The sequence below is a fragment of the Streptococcus oralis subsp. oralis genome, from assembly GCF_000960035.1.
In the GTDB taxonomy this organism is placed as follows: domain Bacteria; phylum Bacillota; class Bacilli; order Lactobacillales; family Streptococcaceae; genus Streptococcus; species Streptococcus oralis_G.
The window spans coordinates 287,154-304,242 of sequence record NZ_JYGR01000005.1; the positions used below are offsets into that span (position 1 = coordinate 287,154).

General features: G+C 39.7%; 12 protein-coding genes and 1 pseudogene. 12 read left to right on the forward strand and 1 reads right to left on the reverse strand.

Annotated features, from left to right (window positions below; all coding sequences use genetic code 11):
- Positions 1-137: 137 nt before the first annotated feature.
- The 9 genes and pseudogenes from TZ92_RS04565 (at position 138) to TZ92_RS04610 (ending at position 14,802) form a co-directional block, all read left to right on the forward strand.
- Positions 138-2,627 carry a bifunctional DnaQ family exonuclease/ATP-dependent helicase gene (locus TZ92_RS04565; RefSeq protein ID WP_033630162.1) on the forward strand — a complete coding sequence of 830 codons (2,490 nt, stop codon included), beginning with the start codon at positions 138-140 and terminating at the stop codon, positions 2,625-2,627.
- Positions 2,628-2,632: 5 nt separating this feature from the next.
- Positions 2,633-3,856, forward strand: coding sequence for an FtsW/RodA/SpoVE family cell cycle protein (locus TZ92_RS04570; RefSeq protein ID WP_033629458.1), 1,224 nt, complete (start codon positions 2,633-2,635; stop codon positions 3,854-3,856).
- 10 nt (positions 3,857-3,866) lie between these two features.
- On the forward strand, positions 3,867-4,421 hold the full coding sequence (locus tag TZ92_RS04575; protein ID WP_033629460.1) for a DJ-1 family glyoxalase III: 555 nt from the start codon (positions 3,867-3,869) through the stop codon (positions 4,419-4,421).
- 84 nt (positions 4,422-4,505) lie between these two features.
- Positions 4,506-5,069 carry an HAD-IA family hydrolase gene (locus TZ92_RS04580; protein WP_008278047.1) on the forward strand — a complete coding sequence of 188 codons (564 nt, stop codon included), beginning with the start codon at positions 4,506-4,508 and terminating at the stop codon, positions 5,067-5,069.
- A gap of 13 nt (positions 5,070-5,082) precedes the next feature.
- On the forward strand, positions 5,083-7,029 hold the full coding sequence (gyrB, locus tag TZ92_RS04585; RefSeq protein WP_000134074.1) for a DNA topoisomerase (ATP-hydrolyzing) subunit B: 1,947 nt from the start codon (positions 5,083-5,085) through the stop codon (positions 7,027-7,029).
- Positions 7,030-7,109: 80 nt separating this feature from the next.
- The gene (gene ezrA / locus TZ92_RS04590; protein ID WP_033629461.1) at positions 7,110-8,837 is read left to right on the forward strand and encodes a septation ring formation regulator EzrA; all 1,728 of its coding nucleotides are present in this window, start codon (positions 7,110-7,112) and stop codon (positions 8,835-8,837) included.
- Between the two features lie 110 nt (positions 8,838-8,947).
- A pseudogene (locus tag TZ92_RS09590) lies at positions 8,948-9,604 on the forward strand (IS3 family transposase); the annotation flags it as partial.
- A gap of 609 nt (positions 9,605-10,213) precedes the next feature.
- Complete coding sequence (locus TZ92_RS04605) at positions 10,214-13,855, forward strand: Cna B-type domain-containing protein (protein ID WP_033629463.1); 3,642 nt, start codon at positions 10,214-10,216, stop codon at positions 13,853-13,855.
- Positions 13,856-14,061: 206 nt separating this feature from the next.
- Complete coding sequence (locus tag TZ92_RS04610; protein WP_033629464.1) at positions 14,062-14,802, forward strand: class I SAM-dependent methyltransferase; 741 nt, start codon at positions 14,062-14,064, stop codon at positions 14,800-14,802.
- Positions 14,803-14,883: 81 nt separating this feature from the next.
- Here TZ92_RS04610 and TZ92_RS04615 read toward each other — a convergent pair whose 3' ends face one another.
- Entirely contained in the window at positions 14,884-15,243 is a 360-nt protein-coding gene (locus TZ92_RS04615) for a DUF3397 domain-containing protein (RefSeq protein ID WP_033629465.1), read from the reverse strand.
- A gap of 91 nt (positions 15,244-15,334) precedes the next feature.
- Between TZ92_RS04615 and mnmL the strand changes: the two genes are divergently transcribed.
- The 3 genes from mnmL to TZ92_RS04630 are packed head-to-tail and all read left to right on the forward strand — an operon-like array spanning position 15,335 to position 17,079.
- Positions 15,335-16,291 (forward strand): tRNA modification radical SAM protein MnmL/YtqA, encoded by a 957-nt coding sequence (gene mnmL, locus TZ92_RS04620; protein WP_033629466.1) that lies wholly within the window; start codon positions 15,335-15,337, stop codon positions 16,289-16,291.
- On the forward strand, positions 16,275-16,832 hold the full coding sequence (gene mnmM / locus TZ92_RS04625; RefSeq protein ID WP_033629467.1) for a tRNA 5-(aminomethyl)-2-thiouridylate-methyltransferase MnmM: 558 nt from the start codon (positions 16,275-16,277) through the stop codon (positions 16,830-16,832). Before mnmL ends, mnmM begins: the two co-directional genes overlap by 17 nt.
- Positions 16,825-17,079 carry a hypothetical protein gene (locus TZ92_RS04630; RefSeq protein WP_000361094.1) on the forward strand — a complete coding sequence of 85 codons (255 nt, stop codon included), beginning with the start codon at positions 16,825-16,827 and terminating at the stop codon, positions 17,077-17,079. The genes mnmM and TZ92_RS04630 overlap by 8 nt, the downstream gene beginning before the upstream one ends.
- Positions 17,080-17,089: the final 10 nt, after the last annotated feature.

Here is a 17,089-nt window from a genome sequence, read left to right on the forward strand (position 1 = left end):
CCAGCGGTCAACTGCTGAACTTGCGTGAAATTCTCTTTTTTAAGGTCTTGATTTTTACTCAAACTCGCAATTAAAGCGAGATTGTTATCAAAGTTGAGAGGTGTCAAATCATGCTTTTTTTGATATAATTTTTAATGATGAATGCGAGAAATGATCGGTATGTGGTCGTTGATTTAGAGGCGACCAGCACCGGAAGCAAGGCAAAAATTATTCAAGTAGGCATTGTGGTGATTGAGAATGGTGAAATCATCGATCAGTATGCGACTGATGTCAATCCCCATGAACCCTTGGATTCTCATATCAAAGAATTAACAGGTCTGACCGATCAGCGTTTGGCTGCGGCACCAGAGTTTTCTCAGGTGGCCGGAAAAATTTTTGAATTGGTTAAGGACGGTATTTTTGTTGCGCACAATGTACAGTTTGATGCCAACCTTCTTGCGGAATTTCTCTTTTTTGAAGGATATGAATTGCGTACACCGCGGGTGGATACAGTTGAGCTTGCCCAGGTTCTGTATCCTCAGTTTGAAAAGTATAACTTAGGTATCCTTTGTCAAGAGCTGGGCATTGAGCTGGAACATGCCCATACTGCCCTGTCAGATGCTCAGGCAACAGCTGAACTCTTGCTTTACATGCGTCAAAAACTCTTCGAGTTACCTAAAGGGCTCTTAGAAAGCTTGTTAGACCTTGCAGACAACCTTCTCTATGAAAGTTATCTGGTGATTGAGGAGGTTTACCAGCAGCAATCTTTCTTGTCTTCGCCAGACTTGATGGAACTTCATGGGCTTTTCCTGAGAAAGGAAAGCAAAGCCTTAGTCCCACGAAAGTTATCCAAAGATTTTGCTAAAAATATTTCTTTATTGGGACTGGAGGAGCGTCCGCAACAGCTGGATTTTGCGGAGAAGGTTGAGCAATTATTGGAAGAGCACCAGACTTCCTTTATCCAAGCTCAAACGGGACTGGGCAAGACTTACGGTTATCTCCTTCCAGCTTTGAACTTGGAGAGTCAAGCAGGGATTCTAGTGAGTGTTCCGACCAAAATTCTTCAAAATCAAATCATGCAAGAAGAAGGTCAGCGTTTAAAAGAGGTTTTTCATCTAGAGATTCATAGTCTCAAGGGTCCTCAAAATTATTTAAAACTGGATGCCTTTCATCAAATTCTCCATCGACCTGAGTCCAATCGCCTTTTTACACGTTTTAAAATGCAACTGCTCATCTGGCTAACGGAGACAGAGACTGGTGACTTGGACGAAATCGGGCAACTTTATCGCTATCAACACTTTCTGCATGAACTAGTCCACGATGGCAAGCTTTCAAGGAAAAGTTTATTTGCTACAGAGGATTTTTGGAAACGAGGGAAGGAAAAGGCCAAGATCAGTCATGTTCTTCTGACCAATCATGCTTATCTGGTCACTCGTTTGGAAGACAATCCCGAGTTTGTTGACAACCGTTTGCTAATCTTGGATGAAGCTCAAAAAATGCTATTAGCCCTTGAAAATCTAGCCCAGCAGGCTTACCGCCTTGAGGAACTTGTAACTCAAATTGAAAAGTCCTTGGAGACAGAGGAAGATTTGGTTCAGAAACGCTTGCTTGAGAGTATAGGTTTTGAATGTCGTTACTTGATGGAGCAGTATCAGTCAGGTCTGAAGAATGGAAAGTGGTTGGATTCTCTCGAACACTTGCGCCAACATTTTTCAGAGTTAGCTCTCCCAGAGTATAGAGAGATTGCAAATTATTTTACGTCGGACCGTGAATTTTGGCTTGCTCCAGCAGAGAAATCGAGTAAGGATGTCCTGATTTGTTCAAGCAAAAACGGTCGCTTTATACTAGCAGACTTATTGCCAGAAGATTGTAGGCTCCTAGGAGTATCGGCTACTCTTGAAATCAGCAATCGGGTTTCCTTAGCAGATTTACTGGGATTCCCAGATGCTCCGCTTGTTAAGCTTGATGTAGCAAAACAGGAGCAACAAGAAGTCTTTCTAGTCAATGACTTTCCTCTTGTGACAGAAGTTTCGCCTTTTGACTATGCTAGTGAAGTGGCTTCTGTCATTCGAAGTTTACAAGCTTTTCAAGAACCCTTATTGGTTTTGTTTACCTCAAAAGAGATGTTGCTGGCAGTTTCGGACTTGCTTGACCAACCGCATCTGGCTCAGTATAAAAATGGGGAGCCAAGCCAACTGAAAAAACGTTTTGAAAAAGGTGAACGCCAGATTTTGCTCGGAACAGGTAGTTTCTGGGAAGGGGTTGATTTTTCAACCCATCCATTTGTACTCCAAGTGATTCCGAGATTGCCTTTTCAAAATCCACAAGAACCTTTAACCAAAAAATTAAACCAAGAACTGCGTCAAGAGAGGAAAAATCCTTTCTATGATTATCAGTTGCCGATGGCGATCATTCGGCTAAAACAAGCATTAGGTCGTACTGTTAGACGGCCTGACCAAGGTTCGGTTGCTATAATCTTAGACAGTCGTGTCGTCAGCAAGCGCTATGGCAAACAAATTGCCCAAACCATGTCAAAAGAAAGAACGGTTAGGGTTCTTGCTAGAGAACAGCTAGAGTCTGCAGTAGCAGATTTTCTCCAATCTCGTCGCAATAGAATGAAAGAAAAATTCCAGAAAGAGAAAAGGTAAAAAATATGAAACGTTCCTTCGACTCTCGAGTCGATTATAGCCTCCTCCTACCAGTGTTTTGTTTACTGGTGATTGGAGTAGTGGCCATTTATATAGCAGTTAGTCATGACTATCCAAATAATGTATTGCCAATTCTAGGTCAGCAAATCGCTTGGATTTCCTTGGGCCTTGTCATTGGTTTTGTGGTCATGTTCTTTAATACCGAGTTTTTATGGAAGGTGACTCCCTATCTTTATGGGCTAGGGCTAGCTTTGATGGTCCTACCTCTTGTTTTCTACAACCCAAATCTTGTAGCGTCAACAGGTGCCAAGAACTGGGTATCAATCGGTGGAACGACACTTTTCCAGCCATCGGAGTTCATGAAGATTTCCTATATCTTGATGTTGGCTCGTGCCATTGTAAGATTCACTCAAAAACACAAGGAATGGCGACGGACTATTCCCTTGGATTTCCTATTGATTGGTTGGATGATTGCCTTTACCATACCAGTCTTGATCCTCTTAGCCCTACAAAGTGACTTGGGGACTGCCTTGGTCTTTGTAGCTATTTTTTCCGGTATGGTTCTCCTTTCAGGTGTTTCGTGGAAGATTATCATTCCTGTTTTTGCGACAGGGGTGACTGCAGTTGTAGGCTTCATGGCCATCTTTATAAGCAAGGATGGACGTGCCTTCTTGCATCAGATTGGGATGCCAACTTACCAGATCAACCGCATTTTGGCTTGGCTCAATCCCTTTGACTTTGCGCAAACAACGACTTACCAACAGGCGCAGGGACAAATTGCGATTGGAAGTGGTGGCTTGTTTGGACAAGGTTTCAATGTGTCCAATCTCCTCATTCCAGTACGTGAAAGTGATATGATTTTCACCGTAATTGCTGAAGACTTTGGCTTCATTGGTTCAGTCTTTGTGGTTGCTCTGTACTTGCTTCTTATTTATCGGATGTTGAAGATTACACTTAAGTCAAACAACCAGTTCTACACCTATATTTCGACTGGTTTTATCATGATGTTGCTCTTCCATATCTTTGAAAATATCGGTGCCGTGACAGGTTTGCTTCCTCTGACTGGGATTCCTCTGCCTTTCATTTCTCAAGGGGGCTCCGCTATTATTAGTAACCTCATCGGTGTCGGTCTTCTCTTGTCTATGAGTTACCAGACCAACCTAGCAGAAGAAAAGAGTGGGAAAGTTCCGTTCAAACGAAAAAAAGTTATCTTAAAACAAATCAAATAAGGAGGTCGCTATGGCAAAAGTAGCAGTTATCTTAGCAAATGGCTTTGAAGAAATCGAAGCCTTGACAGTAGTCGATGTCTTGCGTCGAGCAAACATTTCCTGTGATATGGTAGGATTTGAGGAGCAGGTGACGGGATCACATGACATTCAAGTAACAGCCGATCGTGTCTTTGATGGTGATTTATCCGACTATGACTTGCTCGTTCTTCCAGGTGGCATGCCTGGATCAGCAAATCTACGGGATAATCAAGCCCTCATTTCTGAGATTCAAGCCTTTAACCAAGAAGGAAAGAAGATTTCGGCTATCTGCGCAGCCCCAATCGCCCTCCATCAAGCAGGTGTTTTAAAAGACAAACACTTTACCTGTTATGACGGAGTTCAGGAGCAAATTACTGACGGAATTTATCAAAAGCAAACAGTGGTTGTAGATGGCAATCTAACAACAAGCCGAGGACCGTCAACCGCACTTGCCTTTGCCTATAAGCTCGTAGAGCAATTAGGAGGAGATGCTGAAAGTTTACGAGACGGCATGCTCTATCGAGATGTCTTTGGAAATCAACAGTAAAACGAGAGTTTGGCTCTCGTTTTTTACTTGGAAAAAACGAGGAAATCATCGCTTTTTTCATAAAAAAATGGTATAATGAAGGGTATGAAATATCACGACTATATATGGGATTTAGGTGGTACCCTATTGGATAATTATGAGACTTCTACAGCAGCCTTTGTAGAAACCTTAGCCCAATATGGAATAGAGCAAGAACACGACCGTGTCTACGAAGCCTTGAAGGTTTCGACAGCTTTTGCCATCGAGAAGTTTGCACCAGATATCGAGGATTTTTTAGAGAACTACAAAGAAAATGAAGCGCGTGAGTTAGAACATCCAGTTTTGTTTGAGGGAATTCCAGAATTACTCAAAGACATTTCGGACAAGGGTGGTCGCCATTTCTTGGTTTCTCATCGAAATGACCAAGTGCTAGAACTTCTTGCTAAGACCCAGATAGCAAACTACTTCACCGAGGTGGTGACTGCCAGTTCTGGCTTTAAACGAAAACCAGATCCTGAGTCCATGATTTATTTACGTGATAAATATCATATTACATCCGGTTTGGTCATTGGTGACAGAAATATTGATGTAGAAGCAGGTAAAGCTGCTGGCTTAGATGCCTATCTTTTTAATAACGTTGCGACATTGAGACAAGCAATAGACATGTAAGAAAAGGGAAAAAATGACAGAAGAAATCAAAAATCAACAGGCACAGGATTATGATGCCAGTCAAATTCAAGTTTTAGAGGGACTTGAAGCTGTTCGTATGCGTCCAGGTATGTATATTGGATCGACTTCAAAAGAAGGTCTTCACCATCTAGTGTGGGAGATCGTTGATAACTCAATTGACGAAGCCTTAGCTGGATTTGCCAGTCACATCCAAGTCTTTATAGAGCCTGATAATTCCATCACCGTTGTGGATGATGGGCGTGGAATTCCTGTTGATATTCAGGAAAAGACAGGACGTCCCGCTGTTGAGACCGTCTTTACAGTCCTTCATGCTGGAGGAAAATTCGGTGGTGGCGGATATAAGGTATCAGGTGGACTTCACGGAGTAGGTTCATCAGTAGTAAACGCTCTTTCAACCCAACTAGATGTCCATGTTCACAAAAACGGCAAAATTCATTACCAAGAATACCGTCGTGGTCATGTTGTTGCTGATCTTGAGGTCGTTGGAGATACAGATAAAACAGGAACAACAGTTCACTTTACACCAGACCCAGAGATTTTTACAGAAACAACAACTTTTGACTTTGAAAAATTAAACAAACGTATTCAAGAACTAGCCTTTTTGAACCGAGGCCTTCGAATCTCCATCACAGATAAGCGTGAAGGTCTCGAACAGACTAAACATTACCACTATGAAGGTGGGATTGCTAGTTACGTTGAATATATCAACGAGAACAAGGATGTTATCTTTGATACACCAATCTACACAGACGGTGAGATGGATGATATCACAGTTGAAGTAGCCATGCAGTACACAACCGGTTACCACGAAAACGTCATGAGTTTCGCCAATAACATTCACACCCATGAAGGTGGTACGCATGAGCAAGGTTTCCGTACAGCTCTGACACGTGTTATCAATGATTATGCTCGCAAGAATAAGCTACTAAAAGATAATGAAGATAACCTAACAGGGGAAGATGTTCGTGAAGGATTGACAGCTGTTATCTCTGTCAAGCACCCTAATCCGCAGTTTGAAGGCCAAACCAAGACTAAATTGGGAAATAGCGAAGTAGTCAAGATTACCAATCGACTCTTCAGCGATGCCTTCTCTGATTTTCTCATGGAAAATCCTCAGATTGCTAAGCGTATCGTGGAAAAAGGGATCTTGGCTGCCAAGGCTCGTGTAGCTGCCAAGCGTGCGCGTGAAGTCACACGCAAGAAATCTGGTTTGGAAATTTCCAATCTTCCTGGAAAACTAGCAGACTGTTCTTCGAACAACCCAGCTGAAACCGAACTCTTCATCGTCGAAGGAGACTCAGCTGGTGGATCAGCCAAATCTGGTCGTAACCGTGAGTTCCAGGCTATCCTTCCAATTCGTGGTAAGATCTTGAACGTTGAAAAAGCTAGCATGGATAAAATCCTTGCCAACGAAGAAATTCGAAGCCTTTTCACAGCCATGGGAACAGGATTTGGTGCAGAATTTGATGTCACTAAGGCTCGTTACCAAAAACTCGTTTTGATGACCGATGCCGATGTTGATGGAGCCCACATTCGAACTCTCTTGCTAACCTTGATTTATCGCTATATGAAACCAATCTTAGAGGCTGGTTATGTCTACATTGCCCAACCACCGATTTATGGGGTTAAAGTTGGAAGTGAGATCAAAGAATACATTCAACCTGGTGCAGATCAAGAAATTAAACTCCAAGAAGCCTTAGCACGTCATAGTGAAGGGCGTTCAAAACCAACCATCCAACGTTATAAAGGTTTGGGAGAAATGGATGACCACCAATTGTGGGAAACAACCATGGATCCTGAACATCGCTTGATGGCGCGGGTTTCGGTAGATGATGCTGCCGAAGCAGATAAAATCTTTGATATGTTGATGGGGGATCGAGTAGAACCTCGTCGCGAATTTATCGAAGAAAACGCTGTTTACAGTACACTTGACGTCTAAAAAATGTGGGAAATAGTTCCCTTGGTTTAAAAAATATGATATAATCATTACGATTGTTTCTAGTATAAAAGGAGTTTGATATGTCTAATGGACAACTAATTTATCTAATGGTTGCGATTGCAGTCATTTTGATCCTAGCTTATGTAGTAGTTATCTTTTTACGTAAGCGTAATGTAAGCAGATTAACGGCCCTTGAAGAAAGAAAAGAAGAACTCTACAACCTTCCTGTAAATGATGAGGTTGAAGCCGTTAAAAATATGCACTTGATTGGTCAAAGTCAGGTGACCTTCCGTGAATGGAACCAAAAATGGGTTGATTTATCTCTGAACTCATTTGCTGATATTGAAAATCACCTCTTTGAAGCTGAAAGCTACAATAATTCTTTCCGTTTTTTCAAAGCTGCTCACAAGATTGATCAAATTGAAAGCCAAATCGGCTTGATTGAAGAAGATATTGCTGCTATTCGCAATGCCCTTTCTGAACTCGAAAAACAAGAATCTAAGAATAGTGGTCGCGTCCTACATGCCTTGGACTTGTTTGAATCCCTTCAACATACTGTTGCAGAAGATTCAGAGAAATATGGCAAGGCCCTTCCTGAGATTGAGAAACAATTGGAAAACATCCAATCAGAATTCTCTCAATTTGTTACCCTAAATTCATCAGGTGACCCAGTTGAAGCGGCAGCAATTCTTGATTCAACTGAAAATCATATTCTCGCTTTGACACACATCGTTGAGCGAATTCCAGCTCTTGTTGAAACCTTGACGAAGGAATTGCCAGACCAATTGGCAGATTTGGAAGAAGGCTATCGCAAGCTGTTGGATGCCAACTACCACTTTACAGAAACAGATATCGAGTCTCGTTTCCAACTTTTGCATGAATCTCTGAAAAATAATCAAGAAAATATTCGTCAGTTGGAATTGGACAATGCAGAGTATGAAAATAATCGCATCCAAGAAGAAATCAATTCGCTTTACAATATCTTCACTTGTGAAATTGCAGCTCAAAAAGTGGTTGAAAGTCTTCTTTCAACATTACCAACTTATCTCAATCACTTGAAAGAAAATAATCAGGTGCTTGTTCAAGATCTTGAACGCTTGACTAAAACCTACCTTCTTCCTGAAAGTGATGGAAATCATGTTCGTCGTCTTCAAGCAGAATTAGTTGCACTTGATACAGCTATTACGGAAGTTACACAGGACCGAGGAGAGCCAACACAAGCCTACTCGATTCTTGAAGAACAGTTGGAAATGCTTCAGAGTAAACTCAAAGATATTGAAGATGAGCAAATTTTTGTGAGCGAACAACTTTCCCAAATTGAGAAAGACGACCTTAATGCTCGCCAAAAAGCAAATGTTTACGTGAACCGTTTGCATACTATCAAACGTTACATGGAGAAGAGAAACTTGCCGGGGATTCCTCAAAGTTTCTTGAAACTATTCTTTACAGCAAGTCACAACACAGAAGATTTGATGGCAGAGTTAGAACAACCACAAGTGAATATTGAATCGGTAAAACGAATTCTTGAAGTTGCAACAAATGATATGGAAGCACTTGAAACAGAAACCTATGATATCGTTCAATATGCAACCTTGACTGAGCAACTCTTGCAATACTCAAACCGTTACCGTTCATTTGATGAGCGTATTCAAGATGCTTTTAACGAAGCGCTTGAAATTTTTGAAAAAGAGTTTGACTACCAAGCATCGTTTGAAAAAATTTCACAAGCCTTGGAAGTTGCAGAACCAGGGGTTACAAACCGTTTTGTAACTTCATATGAGAAAACACGTGAAGCGATTCGTTTCTAAAATAGAAACTTAGATTTATTGAATTACACCCCAAAAGTTAGACAGAAAAAATCTAACTTTTGGGGTGTTTTATTATGAAATTAAGTTATGAAGATAAAGTTCAAATCTATGAACTAAGAAATCGTGGTTATTCGATCAATCATAAAAAGGTCCAACGTCTGATGAAAGTCCTTGGTTTAGCGGCTCGAATTCGTCGGAAACGGAAGTATTCTTCCTACCAAGGAGAGATTGGCAAGAAGGCAGAGAATCTCATTCAACGCCAGTTTGAAGCAACCAAACCAATGGAAAAGTGCTACACAGATGTGACAGAGTTTGCCATTCCAGCAAGTACTCAAAAGCTTTACTTATCATCAGTTTTAGATGGTTTCAATAGCAAAATCATTGCTTATTATCTTTCTACTTCGCCCAACTTACAACAAGGGAAAACCATGTTGGAACAGGCATTCACAGAGAAAAACTATGAGAATACGATTCTCCATAGCGATTAAGGATGGCAATACCAACATGATTCTTATCATCGGTTTCTAAAGAGTAAGGGAATTCAAGCATCTATGTCGCGCAAGGGAAACAGCCCAGACAATGGGATGATGGAATCCTTCTTTGGCATTTTGAAATCCGAAATGTTTTACGGCTATGAGAAGTCGTTTCAGTCGCTTAAGCAATTGGAACAAGCCATTGTAGACTATATCAATTACTACAACAATAAAAGAATTAAAGTCAAACTAAAAGGACTTAGCCCTGTACAATACAGAACTAAATCCTTTTAATAATTAATTGTCTAGCTTTTGGGGGTCATTACAAAAACTTTCGATTTTTTTTTGCAATTAAATATTTGGATTGATATTTATTCTAATCATTTTGCTATTAAATTGCTATGAACTAGTCAATTAGTTCTAATTTAATATTAAATATCAATTAAACTATATTGAATCTAATAGAAGACTCTATTAAATTAGTAAAATAAAAATGTTTAAATATAAAATTTTTTATATTTCAGATTTAATTATAAAAAATTTTTTAAAGATTTAATTTGAAAATATTCAGCTAGATAGCTTTTAAAAGCAATATTTTTTGGAAAAAGTGAAATTCGATATAAAATATTAACACTGTGTCAATATTTTCAAAAGGCAATAACCTCATAATATTACAAAAAAAGTTAATTTTGTTTTATAATGAAATTAAAGGAGATTTCTATATTAAGTACAGAACAAATACGATAAGTATTGTACTCACATATAGTTATGAAATATGTTAATATGATGTAGTTTGATTAATAACTCTCATGTATTTCAATAAGTCTGAAAGGAGATGAGTATTGGGAATCTATTATCAGAGTTGGTCGTTTTAATGTTTTCGGTAATTTAGAAAGGAAGATTATGAAGAACAAGAAATTTTGGTTATACATTCTAACATCTCTAGCTTGTTTATTGGGCATAATATTTGCTCCAAATTCAGTTGAAGCAAAGGAACTGAAGAATGTCATCAGTAATATTGGTATTTGGGAGGTTGATAATGGTAGATTTATAAAACCGGATGCGAATGGTGTTTATACTCTGTCTCCTGAGCATAATGATTACCCGAACTACAAGTTTATCGTAGATTATGATTTAAGTGCTTACGATGGTAAGTTGGAGGATGGTGATACCTTTACATTCACTGTTCCAGGTCCTTTGTCAGTTAAAGAAGAAACTTTTGATCTAAAGGACAAGGAAACAGACCTTGTTATCGGAGAAGCAAAAATTGTGTCAAATGGTGATAATAATGGTGGAAAGGCTACAATTACCCTAAAAAATTTAAAAACTTACCTAGAGAAGAAGAAGGGAATCTACGTTCAGAATGTTAGAGGAAGCTTCTATCTTGGATTTAGTTCTAAGAATGAACTAAGTGAGCAAACACTACGCTTTGAAAAGACAGAAACAATAAATGAAATTACTTATCAAATCAGGGTTGGTCGAAGAGGTGAGGTTGATTATTCTGAAGGGATTGGAAAAGCCAACTTTAGTAAATATCATGGATTAATTAGTAAGGAAGCCTGGACCTCAAAAGCTTTAAATAAGAGTGGTCAATATCTTCATACGTGGTATGTTAGGGTCAATCCAAAGCAAGCTTCATATGATAAAATTGAGATTCATGATTGGGTTGATCCAAATTCGTCACCAATGCAAATGATTCCAGAATCTCTCAGTGTTATAGCAGGTTGGTATAACAAAGTATACTACATGAAAGACGAGGTAGTTTTAGAAGCTGGTAAAGATTACGAAATTAAGTGGAATGATTCTTATACAGAATTTACCATTACCATTAACAATGCTTCTTCTATCGTAGCTAAAAATGGAAAACCAGCAGCTTTTCGAATTGGTTATAAAACGAGCGCTCCAGGAGATGGTACAAAAGTACTGAATAATGTCGAAGTAAAAGCCAATGATAAAAAACTGGAGTATCAAGATTATAGTAATAAGACGGTACTTCAGCAGATTGGTAATTCTGTTGTGGCCTCAGGAGGAACTATACAATTAGAGACAGCTTACCGTATCATTCTTTACAAGGTCGACGAGCTGACTCATGACCGTCTAAAAGGAGCAAAATTCAAGATTACTCCTCCAGCAGGAGCTACGGCTAAAGAGGAAATTGTAACGACAAATGATGACGGAATTGCTGAATCATCTATTTACTCAGAAAGTGATATCAAGAAAGGGAACTTTACGGTAACCGAGATTGAGGCTCCTGAGGGATATGAGTTGAATCCTACTCCATTTGAGATGACTGTTGGACAAGACGGAGCTATCAAAACAGTTACAAATAAACGTAGCAAAGCTAAAGCCAAGATTAAAGCTAATAAAAAACTTACAGGTCGTGAGTTGAAGGCTGAAGAGTTTGAATTCACTTTAACAGACCAAGATGGTAAGGTGAAAGAAACTGTGAAGAATGACAAAGACGGAAACATTGCTTTCTCAGAATTGGAATTCGACAAAGCAGGGACTTATACCTTTAAAATTGCTGAAAAAGCTGGCAGTGATACAAGCATCAAGTACGACACTAAAACTGTTACGGTTACAGTTACTATAGCGGACAAGGGTAAAGGTGCACTTGAAGCAACTGTTTCTTACGATGATGAAAAAGCTTTCGAGAATACTTACACTCCAGCAAAAACGGAAATTCCTGTGAAGAAAGTATGGAAGGACGAGAACAACCAAGACGGTAAACGTCCAACTTCTGTCACAGTTAAATTGCTTGCGGATGGTCAAGATACTGGTAAGACACTTGAGCTCAATGCCGCAAACGGTTGGGCTGGAAGCTTCAAAGATCTTGATGCTGATAAAGGCGGCACACCTATCCAGTACACGGTAGTAGAAGTAACTGTTGCTGGTTATACTTCTGAAATTACTGGTGATGCTGCATCAGGATTCACCATCACAAATAGCTATTCACCAGAAACAGTTGATGTAAAAGCAACTAAGAACTGGGATGACGCGAACAATCAAGACGGCAAACGTCCAACTAAGATTACAATCAATCTTTTAGCAGACGGTCAGAAAGTTGATTCGAAAGAAATTCAGGTTGCTGCAGACGGAACATGGACTGCTACATTCGAAAAATTAGCAAAATATAAAGCTGGTAAAGAAATCAAATACACTGTAACAGAAGAAGCCGTAGCAGAATACGAAGCGACTATTACAGACTTTACCATCACAAACAAATATGCTCCTAAAGCAATCGACTACAAGGTAACAAAAGTATGGAACGATGCGAACAACCAAGACGGCAAACGTCCTGAGTCCGTAACGGTTCAACTATACAAAAAAGTAGGAGATGCTGATCCAGTAGCCGTTGAAGGTAAGAAATTGACCTTGACAGCTAAGGATAAGACAGACGCTAACACTTGGGTAGCATCATTCACTAATCTGCCACAATACGAAGCTGGTAAAGAAATCACTTACTCAATCAAGGAAGTGGATGTGCCAGCTGGCTATGAAGCCTCTGTAACTGGTCAAGTAGTGACTAACACTCACAATCCAGATACAGTTATCCTTTCAGGAACTAAGGTGTGGAAAGATAACAACAACCAAGACGGCAAACGTACAACATCTGTGAAAGTTCAAATTCTTAAAAACGATAAAGAAGTCGTTCAAGAAATTGAAGTATCAGAAGCAACTGGTTGGAAGTTCGAATCAAAAGCACTTCCTAAGTATGAAAATGGTAAACTAATCAAGTATACTGTCAAAGAAGTGGTTGTGAAAGGATATACTTCAACAATCACCACAGAAAAAGAAGGTAAGTACACCATTACCAATGAATATACACCAGAAAAAATTGCTGTAAGTGGACAAAAGACCTGGATTGATAATAACGACCAAGATCGTATGCGTCCAGCATCTGTCACTGTCGCTCTTCTTGCCAATGGTAAAGAAACTGGCAAGACAGCAATCGCAACAGCTGAAACAGGTTGGAAGTATGAATTCACTGAACTGGATCGTTACCAAAATGGTAAAGCAATCGAGTACACAGTCAAAGAAGTTGGTGTTTCTACAGGTTACACAGCTACTGAAACTGGTATGAATGTGACCAACACCCACACACCAGAGAAAACATCTGTAAAAGGTAAGAAGATCTGGAAAGATGAAGATAACAAAGATGGCATCCGTCCAGCATCTATCACCGTAAAACTTCTTGCAGATGGTAAGGAAACTGGTCAGACAGCTACAGTGTCAGAAACAAGTGGCTGGACTTATGAGTTTACAGGTCTTGATCGTTATCAAGAAGGTAAGGAGATTGCCTACACTGTTGAAGAAGTGAATGTTCCAGATGGTTATACAGCTTCAGTAGAAGGTTACAACATTACAAATACGCACACTCCTGAAAAACCAACACCTGGCAAACCAAATGAACCAGGTAAGCCTAAAAAAAGTGGGGAATTGCCTAATACAGGAAGCGAGTCTAACCAAGCGGTTCTAGTAGCGGGAATCGCCCTTCTCGGATTGGGAACAGGATTCTTGGCAAGACGCAAAAAAGAAGATTAAGTTTTTTAAACGGTATCTTTCACGGAATTTTGCAAGACAGTTTAAAAGTGGAAACAAGTGTCAATGGAAATTGGCACTTGTTTTTTTGTAACTGATCCTGGTTCTACTACCGGATACAAGTGGATAGTTGCCACTTACTGAAAAGCTATTGTTTTCGCGATGAATTCCTCTATAATAGGTGACAAATAAAAAAGGAGATGTTACATATGATTGAAACAAGATTACAAGATAAATTGAAGTCAGGTTTGGAGGTAGAAAATTTTCAAAAAGATGGCGATATCTATCTGTCCCTTAATCCAGATTATCTATCTGGAGATAATGCTAAATACATGACCATGTATAACCGTATGGCTCGCTGGTACGATATGAGTGAGAAATGGATAGGACCACTTCTCCATGGCAAGGCAATTGATAAGTTGAGAAGGGATCTGATGGAGGAAATAGAATGGAAAGATAATTTATCTGTTCTTTATGTCTCTATCGGGACTGGTCAAGACCTCCGTTATATTCCTGAGACAATTGACCTGAAAAGTTTAGACTTTATAGGGGTAGATATTTCTATCAGTATGCTAAAAAAATGCCAGAAATCTTGCGCTAAAAAGACCAATCTGCAACTTTTCCATGCTTGCGCGGAGGATCTACCCTTTGCGGATAATAGTTTTGACATTGTCTATCATATTGGCGGAATCAATTTTTTCAATGATAAGGCCAAGGCTATGCAGGAAATGCTACGAGTAGCGAAGCCAGGAACCAAGCTTTTAATCGCAGATGAGACGGCTGACTATGTGGATCAGCAATATAAGAAAAATCATTTTAGTAAGGATTATTTTAAAGATGCTACTGTTGATTTGAGTGAAATTGAGAATGCTGTTCCAAGCGAAGTTAAGGAAAAGGAAATGAAACTTCTTTGGGATGGTAAATTCTACGCCTTGACATTTAGGAAATAAGAAAAAGTATCTTGGTAGAGCTTAGAAAGTAAGTATGAAGATAAAAATATTCCCTTAGACAGCTATCTGAGGGAATGTTTTTTATGGGAGCATCATCAATTCGACAATCATAGCTATGTAGATGATTAAGGTAAGGAGAAAACCGGCTCTCCAGAAGAATTTGATGAATTTAGGGTAATAAAAACTTCGTTTTTTGACAAGGAAAAAGACTACAAGGAGGATTGCTAGGAGAGAAAGGGCAACACCAAGTCGCGGTAGAAAGTTGTGGGTAAAGGCTTTAGCAGTAATCAGATAGTACTCAAATACCAAAAGTGGAAAAGCTAGATCCGCGAAATTAAATCCTATTTTCCTAAGTCCGAAAAGCTTGGTGACAATAAAGCAAACCATCAAGGTTAATATCAATAATAAAATAGATGCTATTTTCATTAAAATCATACCCATATTGTATCATAAAAAAACGCTAAAGGAAATGAGAAACAAGGGAATTTGTAGGAAAGTCAGGCTTTTGAGATTGTGGGTGTTTTTTGTTATAATGAAAGTTATGAAATCTTATAATACTTTGAATGATTATTATCGAAAACTTTTTGGAGAAAAGACTTTCAAAGTTCCTATTGATGCGGGATTTGACTGTCCCAATCGGGATGGAACTGTAGCTCATGGTGGTTGTACTTTTTGTACGGTTTCAGGTTCTGGAGATGCCATCGTGGCACCGGATGCCCCTATCCGTGAGCAATTTTATAAGGAAATTGACTTTATGCATCGCAAATGGCCAGATGTTAAAAAGTATCTGGTTTATTTCCAAAACTTTACCAACACCCATGAAAAGGTGGAAGTGATTCGGGAGCGATATGAGCAGGCTATCAACGAACCAGGTGTAGTAGGAATCAATATCGGAACACGGCCAGACTGTTTACCCGATGAAACCATCGAATATTTGGCTGAGTTGTCGGAGCGTATGCACGTGACGGTTGAATTGGGCTTGCAGACTACTTTTGAAGCAACCTCTGACCTGATTAACCGTGCCCATTCCTACGAATTGTATGTGGAAACGGTCAAACGCTTGAGAAAATATCCCAGGATTGAGATTGTTTCCCATTTGATCAATGGTTTGCCCGGTGAGACTCATGAGATGATGATTGAAAATGTCCGTCGCTGTGTCACGGACAATGATATTCAAGGAATTAAACTGCACTTGCTTCACCTCATGACCAATACATGGATGCAGCGAGATTACCACGAAGGACGCTTGCAACTGATGAGTCAGGATGAGTATGTCAAGGTCATTTGTGACCAACTGGAAATCATTCCCAAGCATATCGTCATCCATCGGATTACGGGAGATGCACCTAGAGATATGCTGATTGGACCTATGTGGAGCCTCAATAAATGGGAAGTGCTAAATGCTATTGAAACTGAGATGCGCCGTCGTGGAAGTGTGCAAGGATGCAAGGCTGTAAAACAGGAGTTTAAAAATGAAAAGACCACTTGAGATGGCACATGATTTTTTGGCGGGAGTTGTGACAAAAGAGGATATCGTAGTGGATGCGACTATGGGTAATGGCCACGATACGCTATTTTTAGCCAAGCTAGCCAAGCAAGTCTATGCCTTTGATATCCAGGAGCAGGCTTTGGAGAAAACCCAAGAGCGTTTGGAGCGGGCTGGAATGACAAATGCCCAGTTAATCTTGCAGGGTCATGAGACACTTGATCAATTTGTGACAGAAGCTAAGGCAGGGATTTTTAATCTGGGTTATCTGCCTTCTGCTGACAAATCCGTCATCACTCAACCTCAGACCACTATCGAAGCCTTAGAAAAGCTGTGTCATTTGCTTGTCAAAGGGGGACGGATTGCTATCATGATCTACTATGGTCATGAGGGAGGAGATACTGAGAGGGATGCTGTATTGGAGTTTGTTAGCCAGTTGAACCAACAAGAGTATACAGCTGCCATTTATCGGACTCTCAACCAAGTTAATAATCCACCGTTTTTAGTTATGATTGAAAAATTAGAAAGGTATAGACATGGATAAACAATACCTTCGTGAGAAGCTTGAGGCAATGCGCCAAAATTTTGTCGAGTCAACGCATCACGAGCGAGCAGTTGGGGTGCTCGACGAAGCACATATGAGCAAGAAAATGCTTAAAATTAAGAAAAAATTAGTGGCTCTTGAAATGGAACGATGCCAGAAAAAAATTGAGCACAAAGACTGTTCTAAGATTGATCAGAAAATTCAAGAGCAAAAGGAGATTTTTGAATCTTGTTGTAAAAAAGATTAAGGAGGAATTG